The organism is Nonlabens marinus S1-08 (assembly GCF_000831385.1).
GTDB lineage: Bacteria > Bacteroidota > Bacteroidia > Flavobacteriales > Flavobacteriaceae > Nonlabens > Nonlabens marinus.
In genome coordinates, this window is sequence record NZ_AP014548.1 from 2601448 (window position 1) to 2617496 (window position 16049).

Here is a 16049-nt window from a genome sequence, read left to right on the forward strand (position 1 = left end):
CACAAGTTACAACGGTAGTCGTTTTATAGATAATTCTTAACACTCATTTAAAGATTTCACTGTACATACACATTATTTTTGCGGGATGTTCAAAAATTTCATGACTAAAAAATACTTGGTCCTTGTTTGTATTTTGATAAGTTCCGCTTTCGCGAAAGCGCAATCCTCAAACATAGATACCACAATTATCAAACGTAAGTCCTACAAGGCTACTAGAGTAACTACAGAACCCGAAATTGATGGGAAGCCATTTGAAGACTTTTGGGCTAATATACCAGCTGGCGGGAACTTCAGGATGATAGAACCTACCAGCGGACTGCCAGAGAGGGAAACTCACAAAACAGAATTCAAAGTAGCCTATGATGATGACGCTTTGTATGTCGCCGGCTACATGTACGATAGTAATCCTTCACAAATTGCAAGACAATTTTCACAGCGTGATGAGGTGTTTGCACAAGCGGATTTATTCGGTTTTTTTATAAATACCTACAACAATCAAATCAATCAAACTAGATTTTACGCCACAAGTGCTAATAGTCTAGGGGATTCCGTAGCAGAAAATGGAAGGGATGATTTTAGTTTCAATGTAGTTTTTAGATCTGAAGCTACAATAGATGAAAACGGTTGGTATGTGGAAATGCGTATTCCTTATAGAACCTTACGATTTAATGAGGCTCCTGTACAAGACTGGAGTTTTCAAGTTTATAGACAAATCAGGCATTTGAATGAAGAGTATTCCTATAATTACATAGATAGGACTCGCGGAAGTTCTTCACAGTACGACGCCTTGCTTACTGGAATTAAAAATATTAATCCACCACTGCGCTTAAATTTATATCCATTTGCTCAAGGGAGTTACACCACGTTTGATGGTACGACTACTTCTAATATTTCTGCAGGAATGGATTTGAAGTATGGAATCAATGAGGCCTTTACACTAGATGCTACGTTAATTCCAGATTTTGGCCAGGTGGCTTTTGATCAAGTGCGATTGAATTTAGGCCCTTTTGAACAAACCTTTGGTGAGAATAGAGCGTTTTTTACAGAAGGAACCGATCTTTTTAATAAAGGTGGGCTATTTTTCTCAAGACGTATAGGTCAATCACCTACAGGATCAGGAAGAATTGAGTTATTTGCTGATGAGGATATCATTGACAACCCAGATGCCTCTAAACTCTTGAATGCGGTAAAAGTAACGGGTAGAAATCGTAACGGGCTAGGTATAGGTTTTCTGAATGCTATTACAGAGCGAACTGAAGCCACCGTTGAGAATAGTTTGTCTGGCGAGCGCCGTAATGTATTGACAGAGCCACTTACAAATTACAATGTTTTTGTTCTAGATCAACAATACGGGAGTAATTCCTCTGTATCCTTTGTTAATGCAAGTACCTTGCGCGATGGTAGTTTTACAGATGCTAATGTTACCGCACTTGTTGTAGATCATAATGATAGGGACCTTACCTATAATTATGGAGCCGAATTGAAAATGAGTAATCGATTCACCCCAGATGGAACTGTAACAGGTTATAATACGGAGTTGGATTGGAGGAAAACCAGTGGGAGCTGGCGCCCACGATTATCTCATGATTTTGTAAGTGAAGACTGGAATCCTAACGATTTAGGAAGAAACTTTAGAACCAATTTCCAACAATTTGGAGGTGAGATTGAATACAATCAATTTGTTCCTACCGGAATTTTCAATAGTTATAGTGTAGAACTTGGTGCTAGTCACCGCAGGTCAGCTGATCCAGATTTTCACATTAATAGTGGAGCTAGAATCAATGCTCGATTTAGAACTAGGGAGCGAAATGCTTTCGGTGTGGATGCGAATGTCAACACTCGGAATCTAGATCGTTTTGAGTCTAGAATTGATGGCCTCAATGTGCGATATGCTGCTAGTCAATCTTTTGGTGGTTTTATATCCACAGACTACCGCAAAAAGTTTGCAGTAGATGTACGAGCAAATTATTTCTATCTCTTTTCTGATCCAGAAAAAGGATACAGCTACAATATTGCTCCACGATACAGATTCTCAGATAAATTTTTACTGGTATATAGATTCAACTGGAATAAAAACGATCAAAGAATAAGTTACGTAGCTCGCACTAACGATCGCACAACGAGTATTTTAAGCCGCAGAGACACCCATAGTGTAGAGAATCAGCTTTCTGGAACCTACAATTTTGACAACAAGCAAGCACTAAGTCTTTCCTTCAGAAACTTCTGGTCCAGAGCTAGATTTAGTAGAGATTTTGAAGAATTGCAAGACGACGGTACCACCACAGACAGTGATTTTGAGCTTGCAGAAAACTCCAATCCAGATGCTAACTTTAACGTGTGGAACCTTGATTTATCTTATAGATGGAGATTTGCACCAGGTAGTGAAGCAACTTTATTATATCGCAATAGCATCTTCAACTTTGACAATCAAGGTAGTATTGAATTTAATGATAGCTTGAACGATCTATTCATGGAACCCGTGAGACATAATGTGTCACTTCGTATTTCTTATTTTCTTGATGTCAACGATGCTAAAAGCTGGTTCCGTTCCGCTTAAAAGCGATTACCTTTGATTTCTATGATTCAAGCGAGAAATATTCATAAAAGCTACGCAGACCTTGAAGTTTTAAAGGGAGTTGATCTGTCGATTAAAGAAGCTGAAATTGTAAGCGTGGTTGGAACTTCAGGTGCCGGTAAAACTACCTTACTTCATATTCTAGGAACTTTAGAGCGTCCAGATAAAAATCCAGATACCTCGCTCACCATAAATGGAACGGATGTCACAAAGCTATCGCAACGACAGCTTAGCCATTTTAGAAATCAATCCTTAGGATTCATTTTTCAATTTCACCAGTTATTGCCAGAATTTACAGCTTTAGAAAATGTGTGCATTCCTGCATTCATTAATAAAAAATCAAAAGCTGTGGCTGAAAAGCGCGCTCAAGAATTATTAGAATACTTAAAGTTAGGAGATCGCATTCATCACAAACCTGGAGAGTTAAGTGGTGGTGAACAACAACGTGTTGCGGTAGCAAGAGCGTTAATAAATGATCCACAAGTAATTTTTGCTGACGAGCCTACTGGAAACCTAGACAGCAATACCGCAGCAGATCTTCACTCATTGATTCTTGATTTGCGAGATTCCTTCAAGCAAACCTTTGTTATCGTTACACACAATCAAGAACTTGCCACACTTGCAGATCGCACGCTTACCATGAGTGATGGAAGATTTCTAGAGCATGAATAAAAAAGAACTCAAAGAATTTCTTGACCATAAGGTAGAAGTCTACAACACTCCAGACTTTATTCCACACGACCCCATTCAGATTCCGCACAGGTATTCTGATCCTAAAGACATAGCGATATCTGGATTTCTAGTGGCAACTATTGCGTGGGGAAACCGTAAATCCATCATCAATAATTCGAACAAGTTGATGGATCTGATGGACGATTCTCCTGCTGATTTTATCAGCAACTTTCAAGAATCCGATTTAGCTCAGTTTGACGACTTTGTACATCGCACCTTTAATGGTGAAGATTGCAAGATGTTTTTAAGAGCATTGCAGGATATTGAGTTAAAAGATGATGGATTAGAGCACGCTTTCGCGAAAGCGTACTCCACTTCTACCCACCTGCAAGAAGGTATTTCTAAATTTAAACAGCGGTTTTTTGAAGTGGACCACCTGGCAAGAACCCAAAAACACGTAAGCGACCCGATGAAGAACAGCAGCGCAAAACGAATCAATATGTTCCTGCGCTGGATGGTACGCAAGGATCAAAACGGAGTTGATTTTGGGATATGGGACCAAATACCCATGAGTGCCCTTTCCTTACCGCTGGACGTTCATACTGGTAATATTTCTAGAAAATTGAAGTTGCTCAAACGCAAACAGAACGATGCTAAAGCGGTGCTAGAGTTAGATCAAGCACTGCGCAAATTAGATCCAATTGATCCAGTTAAATACGATTTTGCACTGTTCGGGTTAGGAGCTTTTAAGGAATTATAAGCGAGCCACTGCTATCAAATTAATTTGTAAATCCTAGGGAACGACCTATCTTTGAGCAATCCTAGATAATCGATGCTTTTTAAAAACCCCACAGTACTTTACGGGCTTTTGTTTCTACTCGTTCCGATTATTGTTCACCTTTTCCAATTAAGAAAGTTTAGAAAAGTTGCTTTTAGCAACGTGGCATTTTTAAAGCCTCTCTTGACTCAAACTCGTAAAAGCAGAACTCTTAAAAAGTGGCTTACACTGTTTGCTCGACTACTTGCGGTTGCTTGTGTTGTTATTACTTTTGCGCAGCCGTTTTTTCCTTCAATTACGGATTCTCCTGCAGACGATTCCTTGATCGTTTACCTAGACAACTCCTACAGCATGCAAGCTAAAGGTATAGATGGCGTGTTGTATCAAAATGCAGTGAATCAACTGATAGAAAAACTACCTAGCGATCTCAACTTGAGCGTATTCACTAATGACCAGGTGTATAAAAATGTCTCCCGACAAGAGATTGCTAATGAGTTACTCAATGCAACCTACGCTCCTACCGCTTTATCTAATGAGCAGATTCTACTTAAAGCACAATCTCTTTTAGGAACTCAAGACCAGAAGGCAACGCTTCTCTGGATTTCAGATTTTCAGAGAAGTGGAGAACAGCCTTTTCAAGGAAATGGAGATCAATTAAAAACAGAATTGGTAAAATTAGAAGCTGTACAAAACCAAAATATCAGCATTGATAGCGCTTATATTACCGTGAACGATGCCTCTGAAAGGTTTGTTGACGTATTCATTACCGCTAATTATCAAATAGATGCGCCAGTAACAGTAAGCTTGTATAACGACAACATATTGCTTGCCAAAACCACTGCATCGCTAACAAACCAAAACGGGAGTGCCCAATTTAAGATTCCAGCAAATACAGTCCTCAACAGTTATCTCGAAATTGTAGATGAGGGACTCAAGTTCGATAACCAGCTGTTCCTGTCAACAAATAAACGGGAAAAAATTAAAGTGTTGCACGTTAATGACAGCGGCAATGACTTTTTGAAAAATATTTATACGAGCGATGAGTTTGATTATCAAAATACTACATTCTCTCAACTCAATTACAATAGCATTAAGGACCAGGATGTAGTTGTTGTCAATGAAGTGAATACCTTACCATCTAATTTTGCAGTAGAGCTTAATAAATTCATGTCGGCTGGAAAAACTTTGGTAGTGATCCCTTCACTCAGCGGTCAAGGCTACAGCGCGTTGAATGGCGCAGGGAATCCGCAATCCTTGCCTGTCGAGAAGCGCATCGTTAGCATCAATTTTGACCACCCTTTGCTACGAGATGTTTTCAGTAAGCGAGTTACCAACTTTCAATATCCTAAGGTGGAGAATATCGCTTTCGCGAAAGCGTCACTCAACAAAATTCTATCTTTTGAAGATGGATCATCCTTTTTGTGGCAAGATGGAAACACTTTCTTTTTTGCAGCACCATTGAATGAAGGGAATTCCAATTTTCAAAATTCGCCACTAGTAGTACCTATTTTTTACAAACTTGGTTTGAGAAATAGAGAGTCAGGAAACCTCTATCAACAATTAGGAAAAAACAATCAGGTCACCCTTCCTATAAAATTAGAACAAGATCAAATTGTAGAATTAGCACTAGGCGAACAACGGTTGATTCCAGAACAGCGCGCCTATGATTCCTATGTAGAATTGCAAACTGGTACAGAGGTTTCTCAACCTGGAACCTATCAAGTACTTCTAAAAAATGAGCCTATTGCCTCTTTATCCTTCAATGTAACAAGAGAGGAAAACAAGAATGATTTTTACAACGTGGAAGAATTAGGTGCCAACACTTTATCTAGCGTATCTGAATTTGTACAGCAATATAAGGAACGCGCGCAAGCTTCAGACTTATGGAAATTCTTTCTTACTGGTGCCTTATTTTTTCTAATTTGCGAACTGATGATTTTAAAATTTATCAAATGATCCTAATCAAAAATGCCCGAATCATTTGTGCTTCTAGTGAGCACCACATGAAACAGATGGATATACTCATACGTGATGGGATCATTGAGAACATCGCGTCTAGTATTGAGAATGACAATGCACAGGTAATTGAACAAGAAAACTTACATGTTTCCATAGGATGGTTTGATAGCAGTGTGAGTTTCGGCGAACCTGGATTTGAGGAACGTCAGACCATGAAAAACGGATTACAAGTCGCGGCTACAAGTGGTTTCACGCACATCATGCTGAACCCTAATAACCAGCCTAACCCACAAGATGCCAGTGGAATCAATTATTTAAAATCGATAAGTTCTGGAAGTCCTGTAACAGTACTTCCAGTTGGAAACTTTTCCCTTTCACAAGAAGGCGCACATTTAGCGGAACTTTACGACATGCACCAAGCGGGAGCCGTTTCGTTCTATGATTACAAGCATTCCGTTGAGAATGCTAACTTATTAAAAGTAGGACTGCAATATGTAAAACCTTTTAAGGGTATCATTCAATCCTTCCCTCAAGATGCCCAAATCGCAGGCAAAGGAATGATTAATGAAGATCAAGCTGGTACAGAACTAGGTTTAAAAACCATCCCAACGTTTGCAGAAGAATTGCGAGTAGCTCGTGATATCGAACTCGCCAGGTATACCGGCTCTCATTTACATATTCCTACGGTTACTACTAACGCTGCGCTCCTATTGATTGATAAAGCAAGAGAGAGCGGTGTTCAAATCACCTGTAGTGTTGCTATTCACCATTTTACAACAGCGAGCGATGCGTTACTGGATTACAATACTAACTTCAAAGTTCAGCCGCCATTAAGAGATGTTGAGGAAACTAAAAAAGTTTTGGATCATGTAAAAAATGGACTGGTAGATATGATCACCAGCGACCATATTCCACTTACCATTGAATCTAAAGACGTAGAGTTTGATCAGGCTGATTATGGCAGTACAGGCTTGGAAAGTGCTTTTGGAATGGCAAATGAAGCTCTAGGTACAGAACAAAGCATAGAACTACTTACTGGCGGATATGCAGTTTTTCAAAAAGAGCTGCCTAAACTTGAGAAAGGATCACCTGCAAACCTGACCTTTTTTGATCCATCAGAATCGTATGTGTTGAGCAAACAACAACTATCGAGCACCTCTAAGAATAGTCTATTCATCGGTAGGAATTTGAAGGGAAAAGTCCTAGGCACGTATAACAACCAAAAACTACAGTGGAATGAGCGCAACTCCTAAAGGCAAGAATTTAGCACTTATGGCTTATGCCAGTACCTTATTGCTCTACTTTCATTTGATCCTATTCATTGCAGTTTTAGGAATTGCCCTATTGCTCAATTTCAATAAGAAACAAGAATTTACTACATTCCACCATCGTCAGATGTTTGGAATAGCAGTCATTGCCTTTTTAATAACCGCTTTCAGCAATATCGTCCCATCTGGATGGGTGGCTATTATACTGATTACCACGATTGTATTTATCGCCATACTAGGGTTTCTAGACGCGACAAGAAATCAAATGACACCACTGCCTGTGGTTGGCGGTTTATTCCAAAAGTGGTTCAGCTTTATAAAATAATTCATGAAAACAGATTTAAGTCTCAAATACATCAGCCGTTGGGCTGCCGATAAAAACGCTCCTTTATTATTGCTCATCCATGGATACGGCAGCAATGAAGAAGATTTATTCTCCTTTGCACCACAAATGAGCAATGACATGCACATCGTTTCTTTACGAGCGCCGTACGATATGCCTCCTTATGGTGCAGCCTGGTACGCAATAGATTACACTGCAGATGAAGGAAAGTTTTCTGATTTAAATCAAGCGCGTCAAAGTATGAATCTCATTAAAAAGTTTATTCAAGAGCTGCTCGCGAAACACAAATTAGAGCCTTCCAGCATCAACGCTTTAGGTTTTTCTCAAGGAGCTATTTTATCCATGGGTTTAGCCTTGTCTAATCCGTCCTTTTTCAAAAACGTAGTTGGAATGTCGGGCTATTTAAATACAGATCTGGTGGAGAATTATGATTCTTTAGAAGTTCGCTTTCGCGAAAGCGAAAACCCCACCAATTTCTTTGTATCCCACGGTACTATGGATCAAGTGATCCCGTTTTCTTGGGCCATTAAAACCCAGCCTATTTTAGAAAAACTAAACGCTGATTATGTATTCAAACAATATCCTATAGGTCACGGCGTATCACCAGATAATTTTCACGATATGAAAGCGTGGCTAGAGGCACGGCTATAATTAGCGGTACTTTTCATTGAGCACTGAAGCTGTGGTCTCTAGGTTGATCGTTTTATCGTCCTTAATGGTATATGTGACCAGTAATTCGCCCCACTGATAATTGTCTGAAAAATTGACTAAAACCCATTTGTGGTTGATAAATCTGGTATCGTTAACTTGAAAACCTCTTCCCTGCCCTATGAAAGGGACTAATGGATTTCCTCCTTCAGTTAAATTGAGTTCTAATAATTGGTCAGTGACGTTCTGCTTGACCTCCTCTACCGTCCAGCCTAATTTATTAAAATAGTCTGCAGCTTCCTGATGTTGCTCAAGTGTAAAACTCAAGGGTTGTAGCATTTGAGAATCCTCAATGCTGTCAAGTTCCTGCTCTTGAGCGATATATTTTTTGCGTAAGCTTATCAAGTCCTTTTCCAGAACCTCTTGATAATTACGGCCGTTAATATAAGTGATCAGGGCAATTAATGCGGCAAAAATGAATAGGTATAAAAATATACTTCGTCTCATGAATCAGTAGTAATTTGTAAATTATCGTATGCTAGAAAGACATTTTCAGGTAGTGTTTTTTCGACGTCTGCATGAAAACCTAGGTGATGACTTATGTGAGTAAAGTAAGTACGTTTGGGCGCCAGTTCCCTTACAAGTTCTAAGGCTTCTTCCACATTTAAATGGGTGCGGTGCGTCTCGTACCTTAAGGCATTGACAACTAAAACATCCAGACCCTTGAGCTTTTCTTTTTGGTCTTCTTCAATAGTTTTAACATCAGTCATATAAGCAAAATTCTCAATGCGGAATCCGTGCACGGGCAATAGTCCATGGTCGGCTTGTACGGGAATTACTGTAATTCCTTCCACCACAAAATTATCATCGTCAAAAAGGTGAACATCCAGATCTGCAACACCAGGATATTTATTACTCGTCGCCATCATATAGTGGAAACGTTCTTGTAGAGATCTTTGAACCCGGCTGCTCATATAACACTGTATTGCGCCTTGTCTAAAAAAGAAGGGTCGTAAATCATCGAGTCCTGCCGTATGATCTGCATGCTCGTGGGTAAAAAGGAGAGCATCAAACCTATCGATTTGATTGGTCAACATTTGCTGCCTAAAGTCTGGACCACAATCAACTATAAAGCGTTTATCGTTCACTTCTATAGCGCAACTTACTCTTAATCGCTTATCACGTGGATCCTCACTTTTACAAACAGGATGGTCGCTACCTATGACAGGTATTCCCTGAGAAGTTCCAGTTCCTAAGATGGTGATTTTTACTTTCATTAAGTTAGGTTAAAAGTATTGATATTTTTTTGTTCTAGTAAGGGGTTCGCTACCTTTGTTTTAAACAGTAAAAGACCACTTAATGGCGATTACCCTTCCTGGAGATAACGATTTTGAATCAGTCCCATCGTTGAAAAACAAAGCATTGCGAGTTAATTTGAACCGCAATATCTATGGAACCTTTGCTGAAATAGGCGCAGGACAGGAAACAGTAAGGCATTTCTTTAGAGCAGGTGGCGCATCGGGAACCATTGCAAAGGCAATGAGCGCATACGATAAAGATTTTTCTGATGCTGTTTATGGAGTACAAGATGATGGTCGTTACGTAACGGAATCTCGCTTGCGTAAAATGTTGAGACATGAAACTGATCTCATTGAGGAACGTATATCTAGAGAAAAGCATCCTGAAAAACTATTTTTTACCTATGCTAATACAGTGGCAACCATTGATTTTGCTAAAAAGTTCTTAGGTCATGGTTGGGTTGGGATAAAATTTCAGGCCTCTCCAGGTGAAGAATACAGTGAGATTATCTTACACGTCCGTTTTAAGGAGCGTGATGCTCGTTTACAGCAAATAACCCTAGGTATACTGGGAACGAATTTGATCTATGGTGCTTTTTATAAACATGATCAACCAAAGAAACTGCTGAAATATCTTTACGATCATATCGACAAGGATAAGATCGAAATTGATATGATCAATTTTGATGGTCCACGATTTAAAGAAGTGGACAATCGTTTAATGAGTTTACAGTTGTTACGCAACGAAATGACGGAGGCGGTAATGTTTGGACCAGACGGGAATAACATTCTAGCTGCTAAGATTCTTTACAAGAAAAACGTTCTGGCTTTAAGGGGAAGTTTTAGGCCAGTGACTAAGGTTAATATGGACATGTATGAAAAGTCCAGAGCCATGTTTATTAAATCTGGAAAGGTAGAAGAAGAGCGTCTAGAAACCATTTTTGAAATCACGTTGAGTAATTTAAAGGCATCTGGAGAGATTGATGAAAAGGACTTCATGCACCGTGCAGAGCTGCTTTGTTCTCTAGGACAAACGGTCATGATATCTAACTTTAAAGAATATTACCGTCTGGTAGAATACTTAAATAATTATACTAAAGAGCGTATAGGCTTAGTGATGGGTGTCAACAATCTAGTAGACATATTTGACACGAGATACTACCACCATTTGAGTGGAGGAATTTTGGAAGCATTTGGTAAGCTATTCTTCAAAGATTTACGCGTGTATCTGTATCCTATGAAGGAAGCAGATACTGGTAAAATGGTCACCAGTGAAAATCTTAAAGTACACCCTCGAATGAAGGAATTGTACAAGTTCTTTAAGTACAATGGTCGCGTTATTGATATTGAGGACTACGATCCAGAAATTGGACATATATTCTCTCGCGAGGTCTTGCGAATGATCAACGAAGGAGAAGACGGGTGGCAAGAAATGTTGCCAGAAGGAATTCCAGAGTTGATTGAAGAAGGAAACTTCTTTGGATGTAATTTAAAAGATGAACAAGTGGACTGCGGGTTATAGAATCTGCTCGCTGTGTTCCTTAGTCTTCACTTTAGTAATTACTTCTTCTATTTTTCCATCTTCATCGATAACAAAAGTCGTACGGTGGATTCCATCGTATTCTTTACCCATGAACTTTTTAGGTCCCCAAACGCCATAGGCATTTAGTAATTCATGATCCTCATCAGCTAGAAGATCGTAGGGCAGTTCATATTTTTCTTTAAAATTGGATTGACGTTTTTGGCTATCGGCACTTGCACCTAGTATTTCGTATCCGCTTTCGCGAAAGCGATCTACATTATCTCTCAAATTACAAGCTTCTACAGTACATCCTGGTGTGCTGGCTTTAGGATAGAAAAACAAAACCAACTTCTTACCTTTGAAATCTGAAAGGGAAACTGTTTTACCGTCTTGATTAGGAATTGAAAAATCTGGAGCTTTATCTCCTGCTTTTAATGTTGTCATGATTGTAATTTGAAATCTAAAGATACAAAATGAATAAAAAGGAGAAAGTAAATTTTGTGATGGATACGCTAGAAAAGCTCTATCCAGAAATACCGGTACCACTGGATCACAAAGATCCTTATACACTCCTGATAGCTGTACTAATGAGTGCCCAAAGCACTGATGTACGAGTAAACCAAATCACTCCACTCCTATTTGACAGAGCTGACAACCCATATGACATGATCCGGTTAACTGTTGAAGAAATCAGAGAGATTATAAAACCGGTCGGACTTTCCCCTATGAAAGCTAAAGGTATTCATGGTTTGAGCCATATTTTAATTGACAAACACAATGGATTAGTTCCACAGACTTATGAAGAATTGGAGGAACTACCAGCTGTAGGACACAAGACAGCTGCGGTAGTGCTATCCCAAGCTTTTGGAATTCCTGCTTTTCCTGTAGATACGCACATCCATAGGTTAATGTATCGCTGGAATTTGACTAATGGAAAGAATGTGGTGCAAACTGAAAGGGATGCTAAAAGACTATTTCCTAAAGAAAAATGGAACGACCTTCACCTTCAAATTATCTGGTACGGTCGTCAATATAGCCCAGCAAGAGGTTGGGACTTAGATCAAGATATCATTACCAAAACTATAGGACGGAAAACCGTGCTGGACGAGTATAATAAAAAAAAGAAGATCCGATCTAAGCAATAGATCGGATCTTCTAAATCTAAAAAACAAAAAAATTAGTTGTTCAGCGTTTCAATAGTCATGTTAGGCAATCTGATAACGCTCAGTGCTTTAGAATAGGCTAAAATCCTATTAACAGTTTCCGGTCTTGGACCTGTCGGTTTCACTCGTTCTGAAGATGAGGATGTATTGTAAAGTTTTGGCATGTGTAAGTGTGTTTATGATACTAAAACGCACTCAACTTTACAATAGTATATCTACATCAACTTTATTTTGTCAAAACGATATTATGCTTATCAATAACTTTTCTCAAGTTGATAAGCGCATAACGCATTCTTCCTAGGGCAGTATTGATACTTACATCAGTAGACTCTGCAATTTCTTTAAAAGACATTTCTTTGTAGATACGCATCAATAAAACCTCCTTTTGGTCTTCAGGAAGCTCCTCTACCAGTCGTCTTACATCTTCGTGCACCTGGCTAGATATCATTTCTGATTCAATGCTGTCCTCACCATCGCTGATCACATCAAAAATATCGAAGTCATTACGCGATTGGAATTTAGGCATGCGCTTATTACGACGGAAGTGGTCGATAACAAGATTGTGAGCAATACGCATCACCCAAGGAAGAAACTTTCCTTCCTCATTGTACTTGCCGCGTTTAAGCGTACGAATGACTTTAATAAAAGTATCTTGAAAAATATCTTCAGTGATATCTCTATCTAGAACTTTAGAAAAGATGAAACCGTGAATTCTTTGTTTGTGGCGATTGACAAGTACCTCGAGTGCACTTTCTCTACCTTGCATGTACTCTTTTACAAGCACCGCATCGTTTGCGTTTATATCATTCATACTATAACAACTAATGATCCAGCTAGTTAGACAGATCGATTTTTTAGAGTAATGTTATAGTATACGCTGTAGATTAAAATTTTGTTAACGGGTTAAAGATAACAACATTTGTTCCAATCTAGCAAAACATGTCTTTACAATTTAACAAATTAATGATTCTCGTGCTTCCATTATCGTTGAACCGCTTGCTATCTTTGTGAATATGGCAGAAAAGATCATTTTCGACAACATTGATACCCTAAGTCCTAAAAGGAACATCTTAGTAAAGGGCGCTGAATTACATAATCTTAAGAAGCTGAATGCTGTCATTCCTAGAAATGAAATGGTAGTCATTACTGGATTATCTGGAAGTGGCAAATCCTCTCTAGCTTTTGACACTTTGTATGCAGAAGGTCAACGCAGGTATGTAGAAAGTCTTTCCTCCTATGCTCGGCAATTCCTAGGCCGATTGAACAAGCCAAAAGTAGAATACATCAAAGGTATCGCTCCGGCTATTGCTATAGAGCAAAAGGTAAACTCTACTAACCCACGTAGTACAGTGGGAACAACGACGGAGATTTATGATTATCTGAAATTACTGTTTGCTCGTATTGGCAAAACCTATTCCCCTGTATCAGGAAATGAAGTGAAAAAAGATACAGTAACTGACGTGATAAACTATATCAAGGAGCAGGAAGATGGGACTAAAATGCTTCTTACCACAAGACTGATTGTAAAAGGAAAACGCGACGTCCCACAACAGCTTGCGGTTTTGTTACAGCAGGGTTTCACTCGTATTAAAGTTAATGGTGAAGTTCACCGTATTGATGAGAATGACCTAAGTTTTACAAACAAGGACAAAGTCTTTATCGTGATTGACCGTATTATCAAACGAGACAATAAAGATTTTTATAACCGCCTGGCAGATGCGATAGACACCGCATTTTTTGAAGGTAAAGGTGTAGCTTATGTGGAATATTTAGACGGTAGCAAGTCAAGGGAATTTACCAACAAGTTTGAACTGGATGGTATGGAATTCTTGGAACCTAACCCTAACCTCTTCAGTTTTAATAATCCATATGGAGCCTGCCCTAAATGTGAGGGTTATGGTGATGTGATAGGGATTGATGAAGATCTGGTCATTCCTAACACGGCGCTATCCGTTTATGAAAGTGCTGTATTTCCTTGGCGAGGTGATAGCATGAGTTACTATAAAGATCAGCTGATCAAAAATGCCGATAAATTTGATTTTCCAATTCACCGACCTTGGTTTGAATTGACTGACAAACAAAAAAGCTTAGTCTGGGATGGAAACAAATACTTTGCAGGAATACATTCCTTTTTTGAAGAGCTTGAAGCAAAAGCATACAAAATTCAAAATCGGGTGATGTTATCCCGGTACCGCGGAAAAACTAAATGTTCGCTATGTAAAGGAAAGCGATTGCGACCTGAAGTAAACTATATCAAAGTCAATGGTACCACCATTACTGATCTTGTAGAATTGCCCATCAAGGAACTGCGTGTTTTCTTTCAGGAACTCACTCTGGACGACACGCAAAAGGTCATCGCAAAAAGACTACTTAAAGAAATACATAGTCGATTAGAATTTCTATCTGATGTAGGACTGGACTATTTGACGCTCAACCGTAAATCCAATTCCTTATCTGGTGGGGAGTCCCAGCGTATCAACCTCGCAACCTCATTAGGGAGTAGCTTAGTAGGAAGTATGTATATTTTGGATGAGCCTAGTATTGGCCTGCATCCACGGGATACCAAACGATTGATTAAGGTATTGAAAAACTTGCGAGACCTTGGGAACACAGTAATCATCGTAGAGCATGATGAAGAAATCATGCAAGCGGCAGATCGCATCATTGATATAGGCCCAGAAGCTGGAACTCACGGTGGCGAGGTGGTTGCTGCAGGAACTCTTGCAGAAATTTTGAAATCGACCAGTTTAACTGCTCAATATTTAAATGGGACGATGGAAATCCCGCTTCCGCGAAAGCGAAGAAAGCACAAGTATCACGTAGACATCAAAGGCGCAAGACAAAACAACCTTAAGAACATTGATGTTAGTTTTCCATTGGGAGTTTTGACCATGGTAACTGGCGTCTCGGGTAGCGGGAAATCTACTCTTGTGAAAAAAATATTGTATCCAGCCATGCTCAAAAAGCTAGGTGGCTATGGTGCAAAAGCTGGTCAGTACACTGATATCAGCGGTAAGTTTGAAAATGTAAAAACTATTGAATTTATAGATCAGAATCCTATAGGGCGCAGTTCTAGATCCAATCCTGTGACCTATATCAAGGCTTATGATGATATACGCGGCTTACTGGCTTCTCAAAAGCTCTCCAAAATAAGAAACTACCAACCGAAACACTTCTCCTTCAATGTTGACGGAGGTCGATGTGAAACTTGTAAAGGAGATGGCGAGGTAACTATCGAGATGCAATTCATGGCAGATGTTACCTTGATTTGTGAAACCTGTAACGGAAAACGATTTAAAAAAGAGATCCTGGAGGTCCAGTTTGAAAGTAAAAACATTGACGATATACTTAACTTAACGATCAATGATGCGATGGACTTTTTTGAATCCAAGGGACAGGATAAAATTGTACGGAAGATCAAGCCTTTACAAGATGTAGGATTGGGCTACGTAACTTTAGGACAAAGTAGTTCTACCCTATCAGGTGGAGAAGCACAGCGCATCAAACTTGCCAGTTTTCTAGTCAAAGGCACCACTAGCGATAAAACGCTATTCATCTTTGACGAACCTACAACAGGATTACACTTTCACGATATCAATAAATTACTAGACAGTTTTAATGCGTTAATTGAAAAAGGACACAGCGTCATTGTAATTGAACACAATATGGATTTAGTCAAATGTGCCGACTATGTCATTGACTTAGGACCAGAAGGCGGTGCTGAAGGTGGTTACCTTGTAGCTGCTGGAACACCGGAGGAAGTTGCCCTAGTTGAGAAGAGTTATACCGCCCCTTTTATTGCAGAAAAACTAAATTAGAGTGA

14 protein-coding genes are annotated in these 16049 nt (G+C 39.3%); 10 read left to right on the forward strand and 4 right to left on the reverse strand.

What is annotated here, in order from left to right; translation table 11 throughout:
• Positions 1–100: 100 nt before the first annotated feature.
• The 7 genes from NMS_RS11945 to NMS_RS11975 all read left to right on the forward strand — a co-directional run bounded on the left by NMS_RS11945 (position 101) and on the right by NMS_RS11975 (position 8246).
• Positions 101–2557: a DUF5916 domain-containing protein gene (locus NMS_RS11945; RefSeq protein WP_041497714.1), complete on the forward strand. Its 2457-nt coding sequence runs from the start codon at positions 101–103 to the stop codon at positions 2555–2557.
• A 21-nt stretch (positions 2558–2578) separates the two neighbouring features.
• Positions 2579–3247, forward strand: coding sequence for an ABC transporter ATP-binding protein (locus NMS_RS11950; protein WP_041497005.1), 669 nt, complete (start codon positions 2579–2581; stop codon positions 3245–3247).
• A complete protein-coding gene (locus tag NMS_RS11955; RefSeq protein ID WP_041497007.1) occupies positions 3240–4007 on the forward strand; it encodes a TIGR02757 family protein in 768 nt (255 codons plus the stop codon). The genes NMS_RS11950 and NMS_RS11955 overlap by 8 nt, the downstream gene beginning before the upstream one ends.
• A 72-nt stretch (positions 4008–4079) precedes the next feature.
• Complete coding sequence (locus tag NMS_RS11960; protein WP_041497009.1) at positions 4080–5981, forward strand: BatA domain-containing protein; 1902 nt, start codon at positions 4080–4082, stop codon at positions 5979–5981.
• Positions 5978–7237, forward strand: a complete 1260-nt coding sequence (locus tag NMS_RS11965) for a dihydroorotase (RefSeq protein ID WP_041497010.1) — start codon at positions 5978–5980, stop codon at positions 7235–7237. The genes NMS_RS11960 and NMS_RS11965 overlap by 4 nt, the downstream gene beginning before the upstream one ends.
• Complete coding sequence (locus tag NMS_RS11970; RefSeq protein ID WP_041497011.1) at positions 7221–7577, forward strand: hypothetical protein; 357 nt, start codon at positions 7221–7223, stop codon at positions 7575–7577. Before NMS_RS11965 ends, NMS_RS11970 begins: the two co-directional genes overlap by 17 nt.
• Before the next feature lie 3 nt (positions 7578–7580).
• The gene (locus NMS_RS11975) at positions 7581–8246 is read left to right on the forward strand and encodes an alpha/beta hydrolase (protein ID WP_041497012.1); all 666 of its coding nucleotides are present in this window, start codon (positions 7581–7583) and stop codon (positions 8244–8246) included.
• Here NMS_RS11975 and NMS_RS11980 read toward each other — a convergent pair whose 3' ends face one another.
• Both NMS_RS11980 and NMS_RS11985 read right to left on the reverse strand, forming a co-directional pair.
• Positions 8247–8750 carry a hypothetical protein gene (locus NMS_RS11980; protein ID WP_041497014.1) on the reverse strand — a complete coding sequence of 168 codons (504 nt, stop codon included), beginning with the start codon at positions 8748–8750 and terminating at the stop codon, positions 8247–8249.
• Positions 8747–9520: an MBL fold metallo-hydrolase gene (locus tag NMS_RS11985; RefSeq protein ID WP_041497016.1), complete on the reverse strand. Its 774-nt coding sequence runs from the start codon at positions 9518–9520 to the stop codon at positions 8747–8749. The genes NMS_RS11980 and NMS_RS11985 overlap by 4 nt, the downstream gene beginning before the upstream one ends.
• Positions 9521–9602: 82 nt before the next feature.
• On the opposite strand from NMS_RS11985, the gene NMS_RS11990 reads away from it, so the two are divergent.
• Complete coding sequence (locus tag NMS_RS11990; RefSeq protein ID WP_041497017.1) at positions 9603–11063, forward strand: hypothetical protein; 1461 nt, start codon at positions 9603–9605, stop codon at positions 11061–11063.
• Here NMS_RS11990 and bcp read toward each other — a convergent pair.
• Complete coding sequence (gene bcp, locus NMS_RS11995; protein WP_041497019.1) at positions 11058–11507, reverse strand: thioredoxin-dependent thiol peroxidase; 450 nt, start codon at positions 11505–11507, stop codon at positions 11058–11060. The genes NMS_RS11990 and bcp overlap by 6 nt on opposite strands.
• 29 nt (positions 11508–11536) lie before the next feature.
• On the opposite strand from bcp, the gene NMS_RS12000 reads away from it, so the two are divergent.
• Positions 11537–12208 carry an endonuclease III domain-containing protein gene (locus NMS_RS12000; RefSeq protein ID WP_041497021.1) on the forward strand — a complete coding sequence of 224 codons (672 nt, stop codon included), beginning with the start codon at positions 11537–11539 and terminating at the stop codon, positions 12206–12208.
• Positions 12209–12452: 244 nt separating this feature from the next.
• Here the strand turns inward: NMS_RS12000 and NMS_RS12005 are convergent, their stop codons facing one another.
• On the reverse strand, positions 12453–13037 hold the full coding sequence (locus NMS_RS12005; protein ID WP_041497022.1) for an RNA polymerase sigma factor: 585 nt from the start codon (positions 13035–13037) through the stop codon (positions 12453–12455).
• A gap of 202 nt (positions 13038–13239) precedes the next feature.
• On the opposite strand from NMS_RS12005, the gene uvrA reads away from it, so the two are divergent.
• A complete protein-coding gene (uvrA, locus tag NMS_RS12010; RefSeq protein ID WP_041497023.1) occupies positions 13240–16044 on the forward strand; it encodes an excinuclease ABC subunit UvrA in 2805 nt (934 codons plus the stop codon).
• Positions 16045–16049: the final 5 nt, after the last annotated feature.